We start from the raw sequence: 16,157 nt of genomic DNA on the forward strand, positions 1-16,157 counted from the left end.
TCGACTAGTGGCTCTATGCTAGCACCTCTTTTCCCATGCATCAGTGTCATACGTCAATAATCTGTCCAGCCGCGACATTCAGTTAATGACCGGCCAGTTTCGCAGACCGACGGCGGCGCTTCCTTTATAGTGGTTGCTCGACGACCCTGCCAGGACAGGCATGATCTGGCGCCACATTATCGCGTTTCAAATCAGGCACGATGGCGTAGGGTTGTGGTCGAACCGTGAACTCAAGTGATTGAAGGGACATCGTCATGCTGGACTGGAAAAACCGCGCGGGCAGCGCGCCTGAACGTGCCGCCGAACCGAAATCGGACACCCGCAGCTACCTGGGTGGGCTGTTCTTCAGCCGGGCGTTGGGCTCGCTGATTGGCCTGTACCTGCTGGTGACCATCGCTGTCGGCTGGTACTGGAGCCAGGAGCCCGCGCTGTTTCCGGTCCAGCAGAATGCCCAGGCGGCGGCCGAAAAGGATGGTCGGCAAATGGTGGTGGGCTACACCACGGTCGAGACCCTCAAGACGGTGGCCGGGACGCTGTTGACCAAGCCGGGCGGCTACATTTCCAACGACCGTTTCCCGCCAGGCCTGTGGATGGACAACATGCCGAGCTGGGAATACGGCGTTCTGGTGCAGGTCCGTGATCTGAGCCGCGCGTTGCGCAAGGACTTCGCCCGGTCCCAGTCCCAGTCTGCCGAGGACGCTGACCTGGCCAAGGCCGAGCCGCGTTTCAACTTCGACAATCGCAGTTGGGTGCTGCCGTCCAGTGAGTCCGAGTACCAGGAAGGCATCAACTCCCTGAGCCGCTATCAGGCGCGCCTGTCCGATCCGAACCAGAAGAGCGCGCTGTTCTATGCCCGCGCCGACAACCTGAACAACTGGCTGGGCGACGTCGGTACCCGCCTGGGCTCGCTGTCCCAGCGCCTGTCGGCCAGCGTGGGCCGGGTCAAGCTCAATACCTCGCTGAAAACCGAAGTCCCGGCCCCAGGCCAGGTGCCGCAGGTGGACGAGGAGGTGGTCGAGACCCCTTGGTTGCAAATCGACAACGTGTTCTATGAAGCCCGCGGCCAGGCCTGGGCGCTGTCGCACCTGCTGCGCGCCATCGAGGTGGATTTTGCCGATGTGCTGGCGAAAAAGAACGCTACGGTCAGCGTGCGCCAGATCATTCGTGAACTGGAGGCGTCCCAGGAAGCTGTCTGGAGCCCGATGATCCTCAATGGCAGCGGCTTCGGCGTGCTGGCGAACCACTCGCTGGTGATGGCCAACTACATTTCCCGGGCCAACGCCGCAGTGATCGACTTGCGGCAGTTGCTGAACCAGGGCTGAGTCATGAACGAGCGTTCCCGGGAGGTCGCTCACCGAGCGGCCTCTGATGCCGAGCTGATCGCTTGGGTCGATGAGCACGACAATCTGCTCGGCAGCCTGGTGCGCGCGGACCTGCGCGAGCGCGGCCTGATCGGACGCGGCAGCTACATCATGCTGTTCAATTCGGCCGGTGAGCTGTGTGTGCACAGGCGAACCCTGAGCAAGGCCATTTACCCCGGATTCTGGGACGTGGCGGCGGGCGGCATGGTGCAGGCGGACGAGACCTACGCCGAGTCGGCCGCCCGTGAGCTGGCCGAAGAGCTGGGCGTAAGCGGTGTGGAGCTGACCGCCCACGACCATTTCTATTTCCAAGACACCGGGAGCCGGTTGTGGTGTTCGGCGTTCTCGGCGGTGTGGGACGGCCCGCTGGTCCTGCAACCTGAAGAAGTCCTCGAAGCACGTTTCCTGCCCCTCGAACAGGTGCTCGATGAAATCCAGCGCAAACCTTATTGTCCGGACTCTCTGGCGGCCCTTGAACGCTATTTGCGGGTTCATGGCGGCGACGTCGCAAAGAAGCTATAAATTGACGTCGATTGGCTCTTAGCAAGTCGATGGTTTGCCGTTACACTGCGCGCCTTTTCAAGCTGGACCGACGTCTGCGGTCCAGTAGCGCTGCCCCTGCCTGAGTGGGGCTTCGCGGTCGAGGCTCTTTGCACCCCGACCAGTCTTTGTCCTCCCAAGAGGATTGCCGGTGGCCAAAAAAGCCGCATCCTTCGCCGCCCTGGGCGGCCTGGTATTTTCTACCGACGCCGGTCGTCATTGCCCTGGTTGCAGTCAACCGGTGGATGCCTGCATCTGCAAACAAACCGTCATCCCCGCCGGAGACGGCATTGCCCGTGTGCGCCGTGAAAGCAAGGGGCGGGGCGGCAAGACGGTGACCACGATCACCGGCGTGCCGTTGGCCGAAGACGCGCTCAAGGAATTGGCTACCACGTTGAAAAAACGCTGTGGCACCGGTGGCGCGCTGAAGGACGGCATCATCGAGATCCAGGGTGATCACGTCGAGCTGTTGTTGGCCGAACTGGTCAAACACGGTTTCAAGGCGAAGAAATCCGGCGGCTAGCAGCCTCTGTGAAAACCACTTTCGGCTTGATCCGGACCCGGTGTCCGAGGTCGCCCACATGGTTTTCACAGAGCCTGTTCTGAACGGGTTTCTAAACTCATCGCTGGGAGCAGGGTCTACCTTGCTGACAGATAATTCGTCATTTTCACTCTCTAGACTGCGCCAGCCTCCGACAGGATGGTGAATTTCTGACTTCTTTATAGGGGACTTCGATGTCCGTACGACGCACACGCAAAGACGATGGCAGCCAATGGACAGTTGCGGACAGCCGCAGTGTTTACGGGATTCGCCATTGGGGGGCCGGGTATTTCGCGATCAATGACGCCGGTCGCGTCGAAGTTCGTCCGAACGGACCCGAGAGCTCGCCCATCGACCTGTTCGAGCAAGTCGAGCAACTGCGCCAGAGCGGTTTGTCGCTGCCCTTGCTGGTGCGCTTCCCCGATATCCTGCAAGACCGTGTGCGCCAGTTGACCGGCGCGTTCGACAGCAACATCGCGCGCCTGGAATACCAGAGCAAGTACACCGCGCTTTATCCGATCAAGGTCAACCAGCAGGAAGCGGTGATCGAAAACATCATCGCCACCCAGAATGTTTCCATTGGCCTTGAAGCCGGCTCCAAGCCTGAGCTTCTGGCCGTGCTGGCCCTGGCGCCGAAAGGCGGGACCATCGTCTGCAACGGCTACAAGGACCGCGAGTTCATTCGCCTGGCGTTGATGGGCCAGAAGCTGGGTCACAACGTCTTCATCGTGATCGAGAAAGAGTCCGAAGTCGGCCTGGTGATCGACGAAGCGGCGTCGCTCAAGGTCAAGCCTCAGGTGGGCCTGCGGGTGCGGCTGTCGTCTTTGGCGTCGAGTAAGTGGGCCGATACCGGTGGCGAGAAATCCAAGTTCGGCTTGTCTGCCGCACAATTGCTGTCAGTGGTCGAGCGCTTCCGTGACGCCGGCCTGGACCAGGGCATTCGCCTGCTGCACTTTCACATGGGCTCGCAGATCGCCAACCTGGCGGACTACCAGCACGGTTTCAAGGAAGCGATCCGTTATTACGGCGAGCTGCGCAACCTCGGTCTGCCGGTGGACCACATCGACGTCGGCGGTGGCCTGGGCGTGGACTACGACGGTACCCACTCGCGCAATGCCAGCTCGATCAACTACGACATGGACGACTACGCCGGTGTCGTGGTCGGCATGCTCAAGGAGTTCTGCGATGCCCAGAGCCTGCCGCATCCGCACATCTTCTCCGAAAGCGGCCGTTCGCTGACGGCTCACCACGCGATGCTGGTGGTGCAGGTGACCGACGTCGAGAAGCACAACGATGAAGTGCCGGCGATTGACCACAAGGAACAGCTGCCGGAAACCGTGCAGTGGCTGGTCGACCTGCTGGGCCCGACCGACATCGAGATGGTCACCGAGACCTACTGGCGCGCCACCCACTACATGAGCGACGTGGCCGCCCAGTACGCCGATGGCAAGCTGACCCTGGCCGAAAAAGCCCTGGCCGAGCAGTGCTACTTCGCTGTGTGCCGGCGCCTGCACAACTCGTTGAAGGCCCGCCAGCGCTCGCACCGCCAGGTGCTGGACGAACTCAACGACAAGCTGGCCGACAAGTACATCTGCAACTTCTCGGTATTCCAGAGCCTGCCGGACACCTGGGCCATCGGCCAGGTGTTGCCGATCCTGCCGCTGCATCGCCTGGACGAAGAGCCGCTGCGCCGCGCCGTGCTGCAAGACCTGACCTGCGACTCCGACGGCAAGATCAAGCAGTACGTCGACGAGCAGAGCATCGAGACCAGCCTGCCAGTCCACGCGCTCAAGTCGGGCGAGGACTACCTGCTGGGCATCTTCCTGGTCGGCGCTTACCAGGAAATCCTTGGTGACATGCACAACCTGTTCGGGGACACCGATTCGGTGAACATCTACCAGAACGCCGATGGCAGCGTGTACCACGCCGGTATCGAGACCCACGACACCATCGAAGACATGCTGCGCTACGTGCACCTGTCGCCGGAGGAGTTGATGACTCATTACCGCGACAAATGCGCCAGCGCCCGCATCAGCACCGCCGAGCGTACTCAGTTCCTCGATGCGCTGCGGTTGGGGTTGACGCGTTCGTCGTATCTGTCCTCTTGATGGGGAAATAGTGTCAATCGCCGTCTCCAGGTTGGCGGGATTCATTGTGGCGAGGGAGCTTGCTCCCGCTGGGCCGGTCCGCGTTCGGGAGCGGCAGCCCTGAATGCCGAAAACTCGGTGTGCCAGGCAAATTGAGTTGACTGTTTGGGGGGGCTGCTGCCGCAGCCCAGCGGGAGCAAGCTCCCTCGCCACAGGACTGTGTCGGGCCCAGATCAACAGTGCCCTCCGTGGCTGTCAGAAAATACACCGTGTCTTGCGGGCATTTTCGGACAGTCGCGAAGGGCATTTTTATTGATGCCGGCCCGTTTTTTCGGCGACGCAGCCCATTTAACCGGCAGTGTCCTTAAATCATGTAGTCCCTTTCCTAACTTGTACTTCGGCCCTCTACTCGGCCATGGCTCTCGGCGAGAATCCCCGGCCGCCCCTCCTGTAGAGAAACGCCGATGTCCGATCCAGCCAGCGAGCCATCCTTTCGTCTGCAGATAGCCGGTCTGCCCGAACCCTTTGTCGTCGTGGCCTTCACGGGTAGCGAAGCCATCAGCGAGCCGTTCGTTTTTGAAGCGCAGTTATTGATCCTCGACGCGACACTGGACCTGTCGGGCTTGCTGTATCGCAGCGCCTGGTTGAGCTTCGGTGACTCGGAGCGGGGCATTCATGGGCAGCTTCATGAGCTTGTCCAGCCATGCCATGGCGCAGGCTGCCGGGTGCGCATCGGGCCTAGGCTGGCTTGCCTGGCGCAGCGCTTCAGCCAGCGGGTGTTCAGTGCCAGTTCGGTGCCGCAGATCATCCGCCAGGTGCTCAAGGGGCATGGCATCCGTGGCCGCCACCTGTGCCTGGATTTGACGGGGGATTATCAGCCACGGGATTTTTGTGCCCAGTATCGAGAGTCGGACCTGCAGTTCTTGCGCCGTGTGTGTGCCGAGGCGGGCATCCACTTTCATTTCGAGCACGCCCGGGGCGGGCACTGCGTGGTTTTCACCGACAACGCCGAGCACTTTCCAGGCCTTGGCGAGGTGGTGTCCACCGGCCCGGGCCAGGGGAGCGGGGTGCAGGCCTTCCGCGTGCGAACGGACGCCTCGGGCGCGCAGCTCGCCCAAGGCCGCAGCGATCTGGCGCACCTGCACAGTGGCCGGGCATTGTCGCTGGCAGCCCATCCGTTCGCTGGCTGGAACCGGCGCTGGTGGTTGACGAGGGTCGAGCATCGCGGCGACGCCGGGGCGTACCGCAATGTCTTTTCGGCCATCCCCGCAGGGGCACCGTTGGTTGCCGACAAGGTTCCGGCGAAGCCGCGCATGGCGAGCCGGCAGCGTGGCTGGGTGATAAAGGTGCGGGAGCCGGCGCCACGGGCCGGGCATGTGGCGGTGCAGTTCGACTGGACCTATCAGGGCGAAGGCGCGAGCCCCGGCCATTGCTGGTTGCCGCTGGCGCGGGAGCTGTCCGGCGACGGACCTCCGGTCCTCGATGAAGGCACCGAGGTGCTGGTGAGCTTTGTCGAAGGCGACCCGGATCGTCCGGTGATCAGTGCGTTCCTCGATGCGCCGGCCACTGCCGTGGCGGTGGATGACTCGATTTCGAGCCAGCCTCTTGCCAGCGAGCTCGACCCGGTCCTGTTGTCCGCGATCCGCAGTGGCGAGCCTTTGGTCCTGTTGTGCCTGGTCCCCGGAGGCGGTCCCTTCACCCCCTGTACCCAGCCTGTGTGCACCTGTCGCCTGCTTACCCGACACGGCGCGGGCAGTGCGCCATGAGCGCGCCGATGCCTGGGCCTGCGCCTCATTGGCTGCTGCTGGATGTGCCCGGTGCGCCAACGGCGGCGCGACGGTTGCACGAGCAATTCGCCCAGGCCCCGTGCTTTGCGCTGTTCGAGGGGGCCGAGTGGCAGGGTTTGAGGGACCACGGCCCATTGCTGGTGGACCTTCGGCAAGCCCCGGCGCTGGCGAGCCTGTGTCATCTTGATGCCGGGGCCTGGCCGGGGCTGCTGCTCAGGAGCACGGCGCCGGTCGGGCCACTGCTGGCACACCTTCGACGCATGCTCACCGTGACGCTTGGTCCTCATCACCGGGCCTTGGTGAACTACTACAACCCGCACACTGCCAGTTATTTCTTCGACGGTTGCGATGCCGGCGAACTCAGTTGCTGGCTGGGTCCGATCAGCTTGCTGCGCTGGTTCGGGGGGACCTGGGCCGACCGGGCGGCCGGCAGCCAGGGTTGGCAGCAATTGTCCAATCCCGGGCTGGCGGTCCCGGCGCTGGAAAACGAGCACAGCCTCAGCGAGCGACAGCAGCGCCGATTGCAGCAATGCCTGTTGGAACGCCACACCTGGCAATGGGCACGCTCCACCGGACGTGACTACCGTTTGCTCTGGGACTATCTGCAGCAAGGACTGGCGCTGGGGTTCACCGAGCAGGCGGTGCTCGACGGCTGGATATGGCTACGCCTGCAACACCCCACCGCGCGTGCCGTGCCCGGATTCAAGGGCGCGTCGCAAGGCGAACGCCTCGAACACCTGCGGCGGTTATGGCAGGACGATCAAGGCTGAACGCTCGCCGCATGCGCACCGAGCCAGTGGTCGCCGCGGTGCAAGCGCCAGGCGATGGCGCCGAGGGTCAGGCTGCGCAGTGCCATGAACAGCAGGAAGGTGATCCACAGTCCGTGGTTGCCCAACCCTTGCAGCGCCCAGGCGAAGGGCGCTGTCAGCAGCAGGGTCAGCAACATGCCGTTGCGCATCTCCCGGGCACGGGTGGCGCCGATGAACAAGCCGTCGAGCAGGTAGCTCCACACCGCAATCAATGGCAACACCGCCAGGTACGGCAGGTAGTGGTACGCCGTGTCGCGTACCTCGGGGATGTTGGTTTGCAGCTCGACGAACAGGTGACCGGCGAGCATGAACAGCAAGGCGAACCCGACGCTGGCAATCAATGACCACCCGCCGGCCACCACCAGGGAACGCCGCAAGACCTGACGATCACGCGCGCCGATGGCATGGCCGCACAGCGCTTCGACGGCGTGGGCCAGGCCGTCAAGGGCATGGGCGGTGAGTAACAAGCCGTTGAGCAGCAAGGCGTTGGCGGCCACGGTCGCGTCCCCCAGGCGTGCGCCTTGCACCGTGATCAGGAAGAACACCGCTTGCAGCGCCAGGCTGCGAATGAAAATGTCGCGGTTCACCGCCAGCAGCGGGCGCCAGTTCTGCCATGCACCCAAGGCCGCCCAGGCAATCCGCCCGGGCCATGCCCGCAGCGTTTTGCGGGCCAGGGCCAGCCCCACCAGGGCCCCGGTCCACTCGGCGACCACCGAGGCACGGGCCGAACCGATCACTCCCCAGTCCAGGCCGATCACGAACCACAGGTTCAAGGCGATGTTCACCAGGTTGGTCACCAGCAGGATCGCCAGCGGCGCCCGGGCATTCTGGGCGCCGAGGAACCAGCCCACCAGCGCATAGCTGGCCAGTGCCGCCGGCAAGCCGAAGAGTCGGGTATGGAAAAAATCCCGGGTCAACTGGTTGAGTTCGGCGGAGGGCTGCATGAGGCGCAGCGCCACGTCGCTCAACGGCACGCCGACTGCGCCGAGCAATGCCGCCAGCCCCATCGCCAGGAGCAGGCCCTGCAACAACACTTGCCGCAACGCCGCGCCGTCACCCCGCCCAGCCGCCTGGGCGGCGAACCCGGTGGAGCCCATGCGCAAGAAACCCATGGCCCACGCCAACACCGTGTACAAACTGGCCCCGACGGCCACCGCGCCCAATTGATGGGCGTGGGGCAAATGGCCGATGACGGTGCTGTCCACCAGCGCCACCAGCGGCACGGAAATGTTCGAAAGAATCATCGGCGCTGCCAGTGCCCAGACCCGGCGATGGGTGAGGCGGTCGCGCCAGTCGGTGATCAGGTTGGACATGCGGGCTCCTTGATGGAGCGCGATTGTAGCGGGTTCTCGCATTGATCAAGAAAACTGTGGGAGCAAGGCTTGCCCGCGATGAAGATGACGCGGTCTTTCAGGAACCGAGGCGCCTGTATCGCGAGCAAGCTTTGCTCCCACACAGTGCTCTCGGCTTTAGTGAATGATCCAGCTCAGCAACCACAACCCCAGCACCAGCCAGATGATGCCCATGATGATCGACGCCCGCATGAACGCGCGGATGGCCGAGTACAGCAGCATCAGCCCGAGGATCAGCGTGACGATGCTGATGATCGAGGTGTCCATGCCCAAGGTGCGCGACAGGCCGTCGATGAAATTGCCGCCGGCATTGGCCAGGGTGTTGAACAGGCCACTGAGCAGATCGACGATGAATCGGATTACCGAACCGAGTGCCTGGCCGAGCCATTCGAAAAAGCTTTCTACCTGCATGTTTGCATCCTGATGGAGGGGAATCTGCGTGGAGCCTCTGGCTCTTGATTGTAGGAGCTGTTGGCACCGCGAACGTTCGATTATGGGGGAAATCGCCGCCGCGCACCGAGGCACTTGCCTTCCCGGGTTATCCCCCCGAAGCTATGCGCATTCAGGAGAGCCCGATGAACCTTGTTGAACTGACCGAACGCCTGCACGCCATTCGTGACCGTAACGATTGGCGGCCATTCCACAGCCCGAAGAACCTCGCCATGGCCGCCAGTGTGGAAATGGCCGAACTGGTGGAGATTTTCCAGTGGCTGACCGAAGACCAGTCGCGCCAGCTGCCGGCCGACAAGCTGGCCCATGCCGGGCAGGAGGTCGGTGACATCGTCCTGTACTTATTGCTGTTGTGCAGCGAGCTGGGGCTGGACATGGACGCCGTGGTGCAAAGCAAACTGGCTGACAGCGAACGGCGGTTCGGCCAATGAGCGACCGTCACTTCGATCAGCTCGCCACACGGTTTGCCGAAAAAATCTACGGTGGGGCCAAGGGCGCGATCCGCCTGGCGGTGTTGCAGGCCGATCTGCTGGAAGCGTTGCCGGAGCGCCCGTTGCGGGTGCTGGACATTGGTGCCGGCCTGGGCCACATGTCATTGTGGCTGGCCGAGCGCGGGCATCAGGTGACCCTGGCCGAACCGGCCGAACCGATGCTCGAGGGCGCGCGCCAGCGCTTCGCCGAGGCGGGGCAGAGCGCCACGTTCATCCAGGCGCCGTGGCAGGAGCTGCCCGGCCAGCTCACTGAGCGCTACGACCTGGTGCTGTGTCACGCGGTGCTGGAATGGTTGGCCGAACCCCACGCGATCCTCCCGGTGCTGCACGCACTCACGGTGCCCGGTGGCTGGTTGTCCCTGGCGTTCTACAATCGCGATGCACTGGTCTACCGTAACTTGCTGAAGGGGCATTTTCGCAAGTTGCGCAAGAACGACATGGCCGGCGAAAAACAGAGCCTGACGCCGCAACAACCCCTTGATCCGCGAGAGTTGGCGGCGCAACTTGAAGGTCTGTGGCAGGTCCAAAGCCAGAGTGGCGTGCGGGTTTTCCACGACTACATGCCGGTGGAATTCCAGGCCCGCGCAGAGCTTGCGCAGTTGCTGGAAATGGAACTGGCCCACCGTCGCCATCCGGCGTTCGCCGGGCTGGGACGTTATCTGCACTGGGTCTGTCGTCCGCTCTGATCAAGCGCATTCGGAGAGTGAAATGAAAGGTCGTTCAGGGGTGTTGGTGCTGTGCCTGGGTTTGGCCGCCTGCCAGGGCAGCAACCCGTACGTTGCCACGTCCAATCCGCTGCCGCCGGCACCGCCCCAGGCCGCCACGGTGTTCGACCGCAGTGCCTACCCGGCGCCGCCCCGTGACTATGGGCGCTATCGCAGCTGGACCTGGCTCAATGGGCGCATGCCCGCAGGCACCGCCTGGGCAGACTCGGCCCAGGTCGCCGAAGCGGTGAGCAATGCCCTGGACCAGCGCGGCCTGCGCCCGCTGCATGACAACCGGCCCGCCGACCTCTTCGTCAGCGCCGACCTGCGCCTGGAGACCCGCGTGCGCCAGGTGCGGGACGACTATGATTCAGGTGTCTATCGTGGCTATGGCGGCTACAACCGCTACGGTCCGGGTTATGGCATGTACAACACGGTGCCGATGGTGCGCACGTATCAGGAGCAGGTCGTGGTGGTTCGGGTGGATCTGTTCGATGCCCGCACGGGGCAGCCGGTCTGGAGTTCCAGTGCCGAGACTGGCCAGCGTGGCAGCCCGGGCGACAGCACCGATGCCATTCGCGAGGCGGTGGAAAAAGCCCTCTCGGCTTATCCGCCCAGTTGATCACGCAACGGAGAAAAACCATGTTTCGCCGTCTTGTCCTACTGGCGTTTGCCGTTCTGCTCAGCGCCTGTGCCAATAACCAGGTCAACCATGACTTTGACCCCAGCCGTGATTTCGCGGCCTACCGCAGCTGGAGCTGGAAAGACCCGGCCCTGCAATATCGCCCCGACGATCCACGCATCAAGAGCGACCTGACCGAACAGCGGATCCGCCAGGCGGTCGCCGACCAGCTCGACCAACGTGGCCTGCGCCCGGCTGCGGCGGGCGGGCGCGGCGATGTGCAGGTCCAGGCCTATCTGATCGTCGAGGAGCGCCAGCAACAAGTGACGACCAATTATGGCGGTGGTTGGGGCGGCCCTTGGAATGGTTACTGGGGCGGGCCGATGTACAACGAAACCCGCAACGTCAGCTACAAGGTCGCCACGCTGCAGATCGACCTGCTCGATGGCAAGGACGGCAAGCTGGTGTGGCGGGGCAGCGATGAACAACTGCTCAGCAGTTCGCCGAATCCGAACGAGCGCAGCACCGCCGTGCGCGAGACGGTGGCGCGGATCCTGGCCAACTATCCGCCGCGCTAGGCTGCGTCATCGATGCAAGCTGACCCACCGCTTTCGTCGGATCGCCGCCCGGAGCAAGCCCGCTCCCACATGGGTTCTAGGGTGTTCACGGATTCCGCGTTCGCCGCAACCCCTGTGGGAGCGGCTTGCTCGCGAAGGCGGTAGAGACAGCCTTCACCTCGTTCAAACAACCGGCCGCCACGCGCCCAGCATATGTTCCAAGTCCCCGGCCCCCATCAGTTGCAGTTGCCCACTGGAGCCCGCCGCGCTCGCCAACAGGGTCACTTCACTGGGCAGGCGCACGGGTTTCTTGAAGGTTACGTCGATTTCCAGGTTGGCGTCGGGCAGCCGGTCTTCCAGCGCGGCCAGGGTCCTGGCTTTGTTCCACAAGCCGTGGGCGATGGCGCTGGGGAAGCCGAACAGGCGGGCGCTGGGGCTGCTCAGGTGGATGGGGTTGTAGTCGCCGGACACCTTGGCATAGCGCCGGCCTATGTCCGCCGGTGCGCTCCAATGGGCGACTTCGGCCAATGCCAGGTCGGCCGGCGGCGGGGCGTCCGCGGGCGCGCCGTCCAGCTGGACACCTTTGCAGAGCATCTGGCTCCGAGCTTGCCACAACGGTCCCAACTGATCGTCCAGATGGGTCACCAGGTCGAACACCGCGCCCTTGGGATGGGCCAGCAGGTTCTCGACATGGACACTGGTCCGCACTTGGCTAACCCCACCCAAGGGGCGCAACACGCGGATGCGGTTGCTCAAGTGAACCAGCCCCAGCAGCGGGAAAGGAAAATCCCGGGCGGTGAGCAATTGCATTTGCAGGGCGAACGCCAAGACGTGGGGATAGGTGGGGGGCAGCAGCCCGTTTTCCGAGAAGCCACAGACGGTGCGATAGGCCGCCAGGCGTTGTTGATCGACCTGAAGCACCTGGCGCAGGCCGTCCTGTGGCAAGGTCTTGCCGGTGACCTTGCGCCGCGTCGCCGCTTTTACGTACAGCCGGGCCATGCTCGGCGCGCTGTAGACCTCATGCCATTGGATCGTCATGGTCACGCTCCCAGGAGGCTTTGTCCGCACACCCGCAGGGCTTGCCCAGTGACGGCGCCCGTGCCCGGCTGCGCGAGCCAGGCCACGGCTTCGGCGACATCCTGAGGCAGCCCGCCCTGGCCCAGCGAGCTCATGCGCCGCCCGGCTTCGCGCAGGGCGAAGGGGATCTCGGCGGTCATGCGCGTTTCAATGAAGCCCGGTGCCACGGCATTGATGCTGATCCCGCGGGGTTGCAAAACCGGCGCCCAAGCCTGGGCCAGGCCGATCAAGCCGGCCTTGCTCGCCGCATAGTTGGTCTGGCCACGGTTGCCGGCGATGCCGCTGATGGACGCCAACAGGATCACCCGGCCGTTGTCGTGCAGGGTGCCGTTGTCGAGCAGGGCCTTGGTCAGCACTTGCGGGGCATTGAGGTTGACCGCCAGCACCGCATCCCAGAATTCCGGGGTCATGTTGGCGAGGGTCTTGTCCCGGGTGATACCGGCGTTGTGCACCACGATATCGATACCGCCCGGCAAGTGTTCGATCAACTGCGTGGCGGCGTCTTCGGCGCAGATGTCCAAGGTCACGCTACGCCCGCCCAGGCGTGCGGCCAGGGCTTCGAGGTCGGTCTTGGCCTGTGGGACATCCAACAGGATCACATCGGCGCCATCACGGGCCAGGGTTTCGGCGATGGCGGCACCGATGCCGCGAGCGGCGCCAGTGATCAAGGCCTTGAGCCCAGTGAGCGGTCGCGTCCAGTCCTGGACCTGGACGTCACAGGCATCGAGGCGCAGGACCTGCCCGGACACGAAGGCGCTCTTGGGCGACAGGAAAAACCGCAACGCGCCTTCCAATTGGGTTTGCGCGCCGTCGCCGACGTACAGCAGTTGCAGCGTCCCGCCGTTGCGCAACTCCTTGGCCAGGGAACGGCTGAACCCCTCCAGCGCGCGCTGGGCACTGGCGGCGAACGGATCGGCAAGGCTTTGCGGAGCGCGACCGAGGATCACGATGTGGGCGCTGCGGTCGAGGTTTTTCATCAGCGGCTGGAAAAACTCACGCAGCTGCTTGAGCTGATCGACCTGCACCAGATGGCTGGCGTCGTACACCACAGCCTTGATTTTCGGGCCGTGGCCGGGAATCCACTCGGTGGCCAGCGTGGGTTCGCTACCGTAGATGAAAATAGCGTCGGTCAGCCGTTTGGCGAACGTGCCGACATGTTCGATCAGCGACCCGCCGCCCAGCAGCAGCGCACCTTCGATCGGCCGCATTCGCCCGGCCTGCCAACGTTCCAGGCGTGCCGGCGCTGGCAGACCGAGGGGTCCGACCATGCGCCGGCCCAGGGCCGAATTGGCGAAGTCTATGTAGCGGTCTGACATGGAACACCCTCCCACTGATGAGGTTGCAGTGTGGACCATGATTGGCAATCAGTCGTTCGATCGGCGAGATAAAGCCTAAGCTTGTGTGCAATGGGAACTTTGGCACATTCGTACCTGCACGGGGGAGTCTTCATGGCACAGCTACGTCGCGTCGCGATCATCGGTGGTAACCGCATTCCCTTTGCCCGCTCCAACGGGCCCTACGCCACTGCCAGCAACCAAGCGATGCTGACGGCCGCGCTCGAGGGGCTGATCGAACGCTACAACCTGCATGGCTTGCACATCGGTGAGGTGGCCGCCGGCGCCGTGCTCAAGCTGTCTCGGGACTTGAACCTGACCCGTGAATGCGTACTCGGCTCGCGGCTGTCGCCCCGCACCCCGGCCTACGATGTGCAGCAGGCGTGTGGCACGGGGCTGGAGACGGTGCTGTTGGTCGCCAACAAGATTGCCCTGGGCCAGATCGACAGCGCCATTGCCGGTGGCGTGGACACCACGTCGGACGCGCCGATCGCCATCAACGAAGGATTGCGCCGGATCCTGCTGCAAGCCAACCGCGCGCGGACGACCGCCGAGAAGATCAAGGTATTCCTGCAATTGCGTCCCCACCACCTCGCGCCGCTGTTGCCGCGTATCAACGAGCCGCGCACGGGACTGAACATGGGTGAGCACTGCGAGTTGATGGCCCAGACCTGGCAGATCCCACGGGAAGAACAGGATCAGTTGGCCTTGGAAAGCCACCAGAAAATGGCTGCGTCCTACGCCGAAGGCTGGCAGAACGACTTGCTCACGCCGTTTCTCGGCCTGACCCGAGACAACAACCTGCGCCCGGACCTGACCCTGGAAAAACTCGCCTCCCTCAAGCCTGCCTTTGAAAAAAGTGCCAAGGGCACGATGACGGCGGGCAATTCCACCCCTTTGACCGATGGCGCCTCGTTGGTGTTGTTGGGCAGCGAAGAGTGGGCCAAGGCCCGTGGCCTGCCGATCCTGGCGTATTTGCGTGACGGCCAGACGGCGGCGGTGGATTTCGTCAATGGCGCCGAAGGGCTATTGATGGCGCCGGTCTACGCCGTGCCGCAGTTGCTGGCGCGCAATGGCCTGACCTTGCAGGACTTCGACTACTACGAGATCCACGAAGCGTTCGCCGCCCAGGTGTTGTGCACCCTCAAGGCCTGGGAAGACCCGGACTACTGCAAGACCCGCCTGGGCCTCGACGCGCCGCTGGGCTCCATCGACCGCAGCCGCTTGAACGTGAAGGGCAGCTCCCTGGCCGCCGGGCACCCGTTTGCCGCGACGGGCGGGCGCATTGTCGCCAACCTCGCCAAGCTGCTCGATGCCGCCGGGCGTGGCCGCGGGCTGATCTCCATCTGCGCCGCCGCCGGCCAGGGGGTGACGGCGATTATCGAGCGTTGAGCAGCGCTTTGTCCGGGCTGCTGGTTTGTGTGCGGCGACGGCTGGCGTAGCGCTCGGCCAGGATCGAGCAGACGATCAACTGCAGCGGGTGGTAAATCATGATCGGCAGCAGGATCAATCCCAGGCCGGGATGGTTGCCGAAGATCAGCGCCGCCATCGGCACGCCGGCGGCAAGGGATTTCTTGCTGGCGCAGAACACCGCGGCCACTTCATCGGCACTGTTGAATTGCAAGGCGCGGGCGGTGCGAGTGGTCGACCAGAGGATCACGGCCAGCAGCACGGCACTGCCGAGGACGGCGCTGACGAGCACGCTGTTGCCCTGCTGCTGCCAGATGCCGGAGACCATCGAGTTGCAGAACGCCGCGTAGACCAGCAGCAGGATCACCAGTTTGTCGATGACACTGGTATAGCGCTTGTAGCGCCCGAAAAAACCGGCCAGCCAGCGCCGCAGGAATTGCCCGAGCACCAGCGGCAGCAACAACATGAGGCACAGGTCGATCAAGGTCGCGCCCAGGTCGATGCCCCCGGCACCGCGCCCGACGACGAAGCTGACCAACAGCGGCGTCAGGAACACCCCCAGTACACTGGACAGGCTCGCGTTGAGAATCGCCGCCGGCACGTTACCGCCCGCGCTCCCGGTCAGGGCCACGGAAGAGGAAATGGTCGAGGGCAGGGCGCACAGGTAGAAGAACCCCAGCATCAACAACGATGGCACGTGGCTGCCGATGGACAGGTTGGCCAGCAGCCAGATCAACGGGAACACGCCGAAGGTAAAGCCCTGCACCATCAGGTGCAGCCGGACGTTCTTCAAGCCGTGGCGGATCTGCTCGCCGGACAGGTTGACGCCGTGCAGGAAAAACACCACGAAGATGCCGATGTTGACGACCCATTCGGCATGCATCGCACCGCCGCTGGCGCCAAAGCGTGGGAAAAGGTAGGCCAGCAGCGTGGCAAGCAACATGCCGCACAGGAACCAGTCGGTCACCAGGCGTTTGAGGTGTCTGAAGACATGCATGGGGGCACCGCTATTTGTAAGAAGAGTCGACTTAGCCT

Annotated in this window: 16 protein-coding genes; 11 read left to right on the forward strand and 5 right to left on the reverse strand. The window is 63.8% G+C overall.

Features of this window, described 5'->3' with window-relative positions:
- The first annotated feature begins 254 nt into the window (after positions 1–254).
- The 6 genes from ACODSJ_RS10365 to ACODSJ_RS10390 all read left to right on the forward strand — a co-directional run bounded on the left by ACODSJ_RS10365 (position 255) and on the right by ACODSJ_RS10390 (position 7,086).
- Positions 255–1,322, forward strand: a complete 1,068-nt coding sequence (locus ACODSJ_RS10365) for a DUF2333 family protein (protein WP_489101636.1) — start codon at positions 255–257, stop codon at positions 1,320–1,322.
- A 3-nt stretch (positions 1,323–1,325) separates the two neighbouring features.
- Positions 1,326–1,883, forward strand: a complete 558-nt coding sequence (locus ACODSJ_RS10370) for an NUDIX hydrolase (protein WP_489101637.1) — start codon at positions 1,326–1,328, stop codon at positions 1,881–1,883.
- A 169-nt stretch (positions 1,884–2,052) separates the two neighbouring features.
- A complete protein-coding gene (locus ACODSJ_RS10375; protein ID WP_489101638.1) occupies positions 2,053–2,424 on the forward strand; it encodes a translation initiation factor Sui1 in 372 nt (123 codons plus the stop codon).
- 212 nt (positions 2,425–2,636) lie between these two features.
- On the forward strand, positions 2,637–4,550 hold the full coding sequence (speA, locus tag ACODSJ_RS10380; RefSeq protein WP_489101639.1) for an arginine decarboxylase: 1,914 nt from the start codon (positions 2,637–2,639) through the stop codon (positions 4,548–4,550).
- A gap of 443 nt (positions 4,551–4,993) precedes the next feature.
- A complete protein-coding gene (locus ACODSJ_RS10385) occupies positions 4,994–6,295 on the forward strand; it encodes a type VI secretion system Vgr family protein (protein ID WP_489101640.1) in 1,302 nt (433 codons plus the stop codon).
- Positions 6,292–7,086, forward strand: coding sequence for a DUF4123 domain-containing protein (locus tag ACODSJ_RS10390; protein WP_489101641.1), 795 nt, complete (start codon positions 6,292–6,294; stop codon positions 7,084–7,086). The genes ACODSJ_RS10385 and ACODSJ_RS10390 overlap by 4 nt, the downstream gene beginning before the upstream one ends.
- On the opposite strand, the gene ACODSJ_RS10395 is transcribed toward ACODSJ_RS10390, so the two are convergent.
- Together ACODSJ_RS10395 and ACODSJ_RS10400 are read right to left on the reverse strand one after the other, a co-directional pair.
- Positions 7,077–8,438, reverse strand: a complete 1,362-nt coding sequence (locus tag ACODSJ_RS10395) for an MATE family efflux transporter (protein WP_489101642.1) — start codon at positions 8,436–8,438, stop codon at positions 7,077–7,079. The genes ACODSJ_RS10390 and ACODSJ_RS10395 overlap by 10 nt on opposite strands.
- Before the next feature lie 156 nt (positions 8,439–8,594).
- Entirely contained in the window at positions 8,595–8,888 is a 294-nt protein-coding gene (locus ACODSJ_RS10400; RefSeq protein ID WP_489101643.1) for a hypothetical protein, read from the reverse strand.
- Positions 8,889–9,052: 164 nt separating this feature from the next.
- On the opposite strand from ACODSJ_RS10400, the gene ACODSJ_RS10405 reads away from it, so the two are divergent.
- The 4 genes from ACODSJ_RS10405 to ACODSJ_RS10420 are packed head-to-tail and all read left to right on the forward strand — an operon-like array spanning position 9,053 to position 11,322.
- The gene (locus ACODSJ_RS10405) at positions 9,053–9,358 is read left to right on the forward strand and encodes a MazG-like family protein (protein WP_489101644.1); all 306 of its coding nucleotides are present in this window, start codon (positions 9,053–9,055) and stop codon (positions 9,356–9,358) included.
- Entirely contained in the window at positions 9,355–10,104 is a 750-nt protein-coding gene (locus ACODSJ_RS10410; protein WP_489101645.1) for a methyltransferase domain-containing protein, read from the forward strand. Before ACODSJ_RS10405 ends, ACODSJ_RS10410 begins: the two co-directional genes overlap by 4 nt.
- A 22-nt stretch (positions 10,105–10,126) precedes the next feature.
- On the forward strand, positions 10,127–10,744 hold the full coding sequence (locus ACODSJ_RS10415; RefSeq protein ID WP_489101646.1) for a DUF4136 domain-containing protein: 618 nt from the start codon (positions 10,127–10,129) through the stop codon (positions 10,742–10,744).
- Positions 10,745–10,764: 20 nt separating this feature from the next.
- Positions 10,765–11,322, forward strand: a complete 558-nt coding sequence (locus ACODSJ_RS10420) for a DUF4136 domain-containing protein (protein ID WP_489101647.1) — start codon at positions 10,765–10,767, stop codon at positions 11,320–11,322.
- Between the two features lie 162 nt (positions 11,323–11,484).
- On the opposite strand, the gene ACODSJ_RS10425 is transcribed toward ACODSJ_RS10420, so the two are convergent.
- The gene (locus tag ACODSJ_RS10425) at positions 11,485–12,339 is read right to left on the reverse strand and encodes a MaoC family dehydratase (protein WP_489101648.1); all 855 of its coding nucleotides are present in this window, start codon (positions 12,337–12,339) and stop codon (positions 11,485–11,487) included.
- 2 nt (positions 12,340–12,341) lie between these two features.
- A complete protein-coding gene (locus ACODSJ_RS10430; RefSeq protein WP_489101649.1) occupies positions 12,342–13,694 on the reverse strand; it encodes a 3-oxoacyl-ACP reductase in 1,353 nt (450 codons plus the stop codon).
- Positions 13,695–13,826: 132 nt separating this feature from the next.
- Here ACODSJ_RS10430 and ACODSJ_RS10435 point away from each other — a divergent pair, with 132 nt between their 5' ends.
- Entirely contained in the window at positions 13,827–15,104 is a 1,278-nt protein-coding gene (locus ACODSJ_RS10435) for an acetyl-CoA C-acetyltransferase (RefSeq protein WP_489101650.1), read from the forward strand.
- Here the strand turns inward: ACODSJ_RS10435 and ACODSJ_RS10440 are convergent.
- The gene (locus ACODSJ_RS10440; RefSeq protein WP_489101651.1) at positions 15,091–16,119 is read right to left on the reverse strand and encodes a bile acid:sodium symporter family protein; all 1,029 of its coding nucleotides are present in this window, start codon (positions 16,117–16,119) and stop codon (positions 15,091–15,093) included. The two genes, ACODSJ_RS10435 and ACODSJ_RS10440, sit on opposite strands and share 14 nt — an antisense overlap.
- Positions 16,120–16,157: the final 38 nt, after the last annotated feature.

This window comes from Pseudomonas sp. FG6 (assembly GCF_057809015.1).

What these genes read in the sequence shown, in the direction of transcription:
- ACODSJ_RS10410 (WP_489101645.1), top strand. Translation starts at nt 9,355, where the DNA reads ATGAGCGACCGTCACTTCGATCAGCTCGCCACACGGTTTGCCGAAAAA.
- ACODSJ_RS10385 (WP_489101640.1), top strand. Translation starts at nt 4,994, where the DNA reads ATGTCCGATCCAGCCAGCGAGCCATCCTTTCGTCTGCAGATAGCCGGT.
- ACODSJ_RS10365 (WP_489101636.1), top strand. Translation starts at nt 255, where the DNA reads ATGCTGGACTGGAAAAACCGCGCGGGCAGCGCGCCTGAACGTGCCGCC.
- ACODSJ_RS10425 (WP_489101648.1), bottom strand. Translation starts at nt 12,339, where the DNA reads ATGACGATCCAATGGCATGAGGTCTACAGCGCGCCGAGCATGGCCCGG.
- speA (WP_489101639.1), top strand. Translation starts at nt 2,637, where the DNA reads ATGTCCGTACGACGCACACGCAAAGACGATGGCAGCCAATGGACAGTT.
- ACODSJ_RS10370 (WP_489101637.1), top strand. Translation starts at nt 1,326, where the DNA reads ATGAACGAGCGTTCCCGGGAGGTCGCTCACCGAGCGGCCTCTGATGCC.
- ACODSJ_RS10405 (WP_489101644.1), top strand. Translation starts at nt 9,053, where the DNA reads ATGAACCTTGTTGAACTGACCGAACGCCTGCACGCCATTCGTGACCGT.
- ACODSJ_RS10430 (WP_489101649.1), bottom strand. Translation starts at nt 13,694, where the DNA reads ATGTCAGACCGCTACATAGACTTCGCCAATTCGGCCCTGGGCCGGCGC.
- ACODSJ_RS10415 (WP_489101646.1), top strand. Translation starts at nt 10,127, where the DNA reads ATGAAAGGTCGTTCAGGGGTGTTGGTGCTGTGCCTGGGTTTGGCCGCC.
- ACODSJ_RS10400 (WP_489101643.1), bottom strand. Translation starts at nt 8,888, where the DNA reads ATGCAGGTAGAAAGCTTTTTCGAATGGCTCGGCCAGGCACTCGGTTCG.
- ACODSJ_RS10440 (WP_489101651.1), bottom strand. Translation starts at nt 16,119, where the DNA reads ATGCATGTCTTCAGACACCTCAAACGCCTGGTGACCGACTGGTTCCTG.
- ACODSJ_RS10390 (WP_489101641.1), top strand. Translation starts at nt 6,292, where the DNA reads ATGAGCGCGCCGATGCCTGGGCCTGCGCCTCATTGGCTGCTGCTGGAT.
- ACODSJ_RS10395 (WP_489101642.1), bottom strand. Translation starts at nt 8,438, where the DNA reads ATGTCCAACCTGATCACCGACTGGCGCGACCGCCTCACCCATCGCCGG.
- ACODSJ_RS10435 (WP_489101650.1), top strand. Translation starts at nt 13,827, where the DNA reads ATGGCACAGCTACGTCGCGTCGCGATCATCGGTGGTAACCGCATTCCC.
- ACODSJ_RS10420 (WP_489101647.1), top strand. Translation starts at nt 10,765, where the DNA reads ATGTTTCGCCGTCTTGTCCTACTGGCGTTTGCCGTTCTGCTCAGCGCC.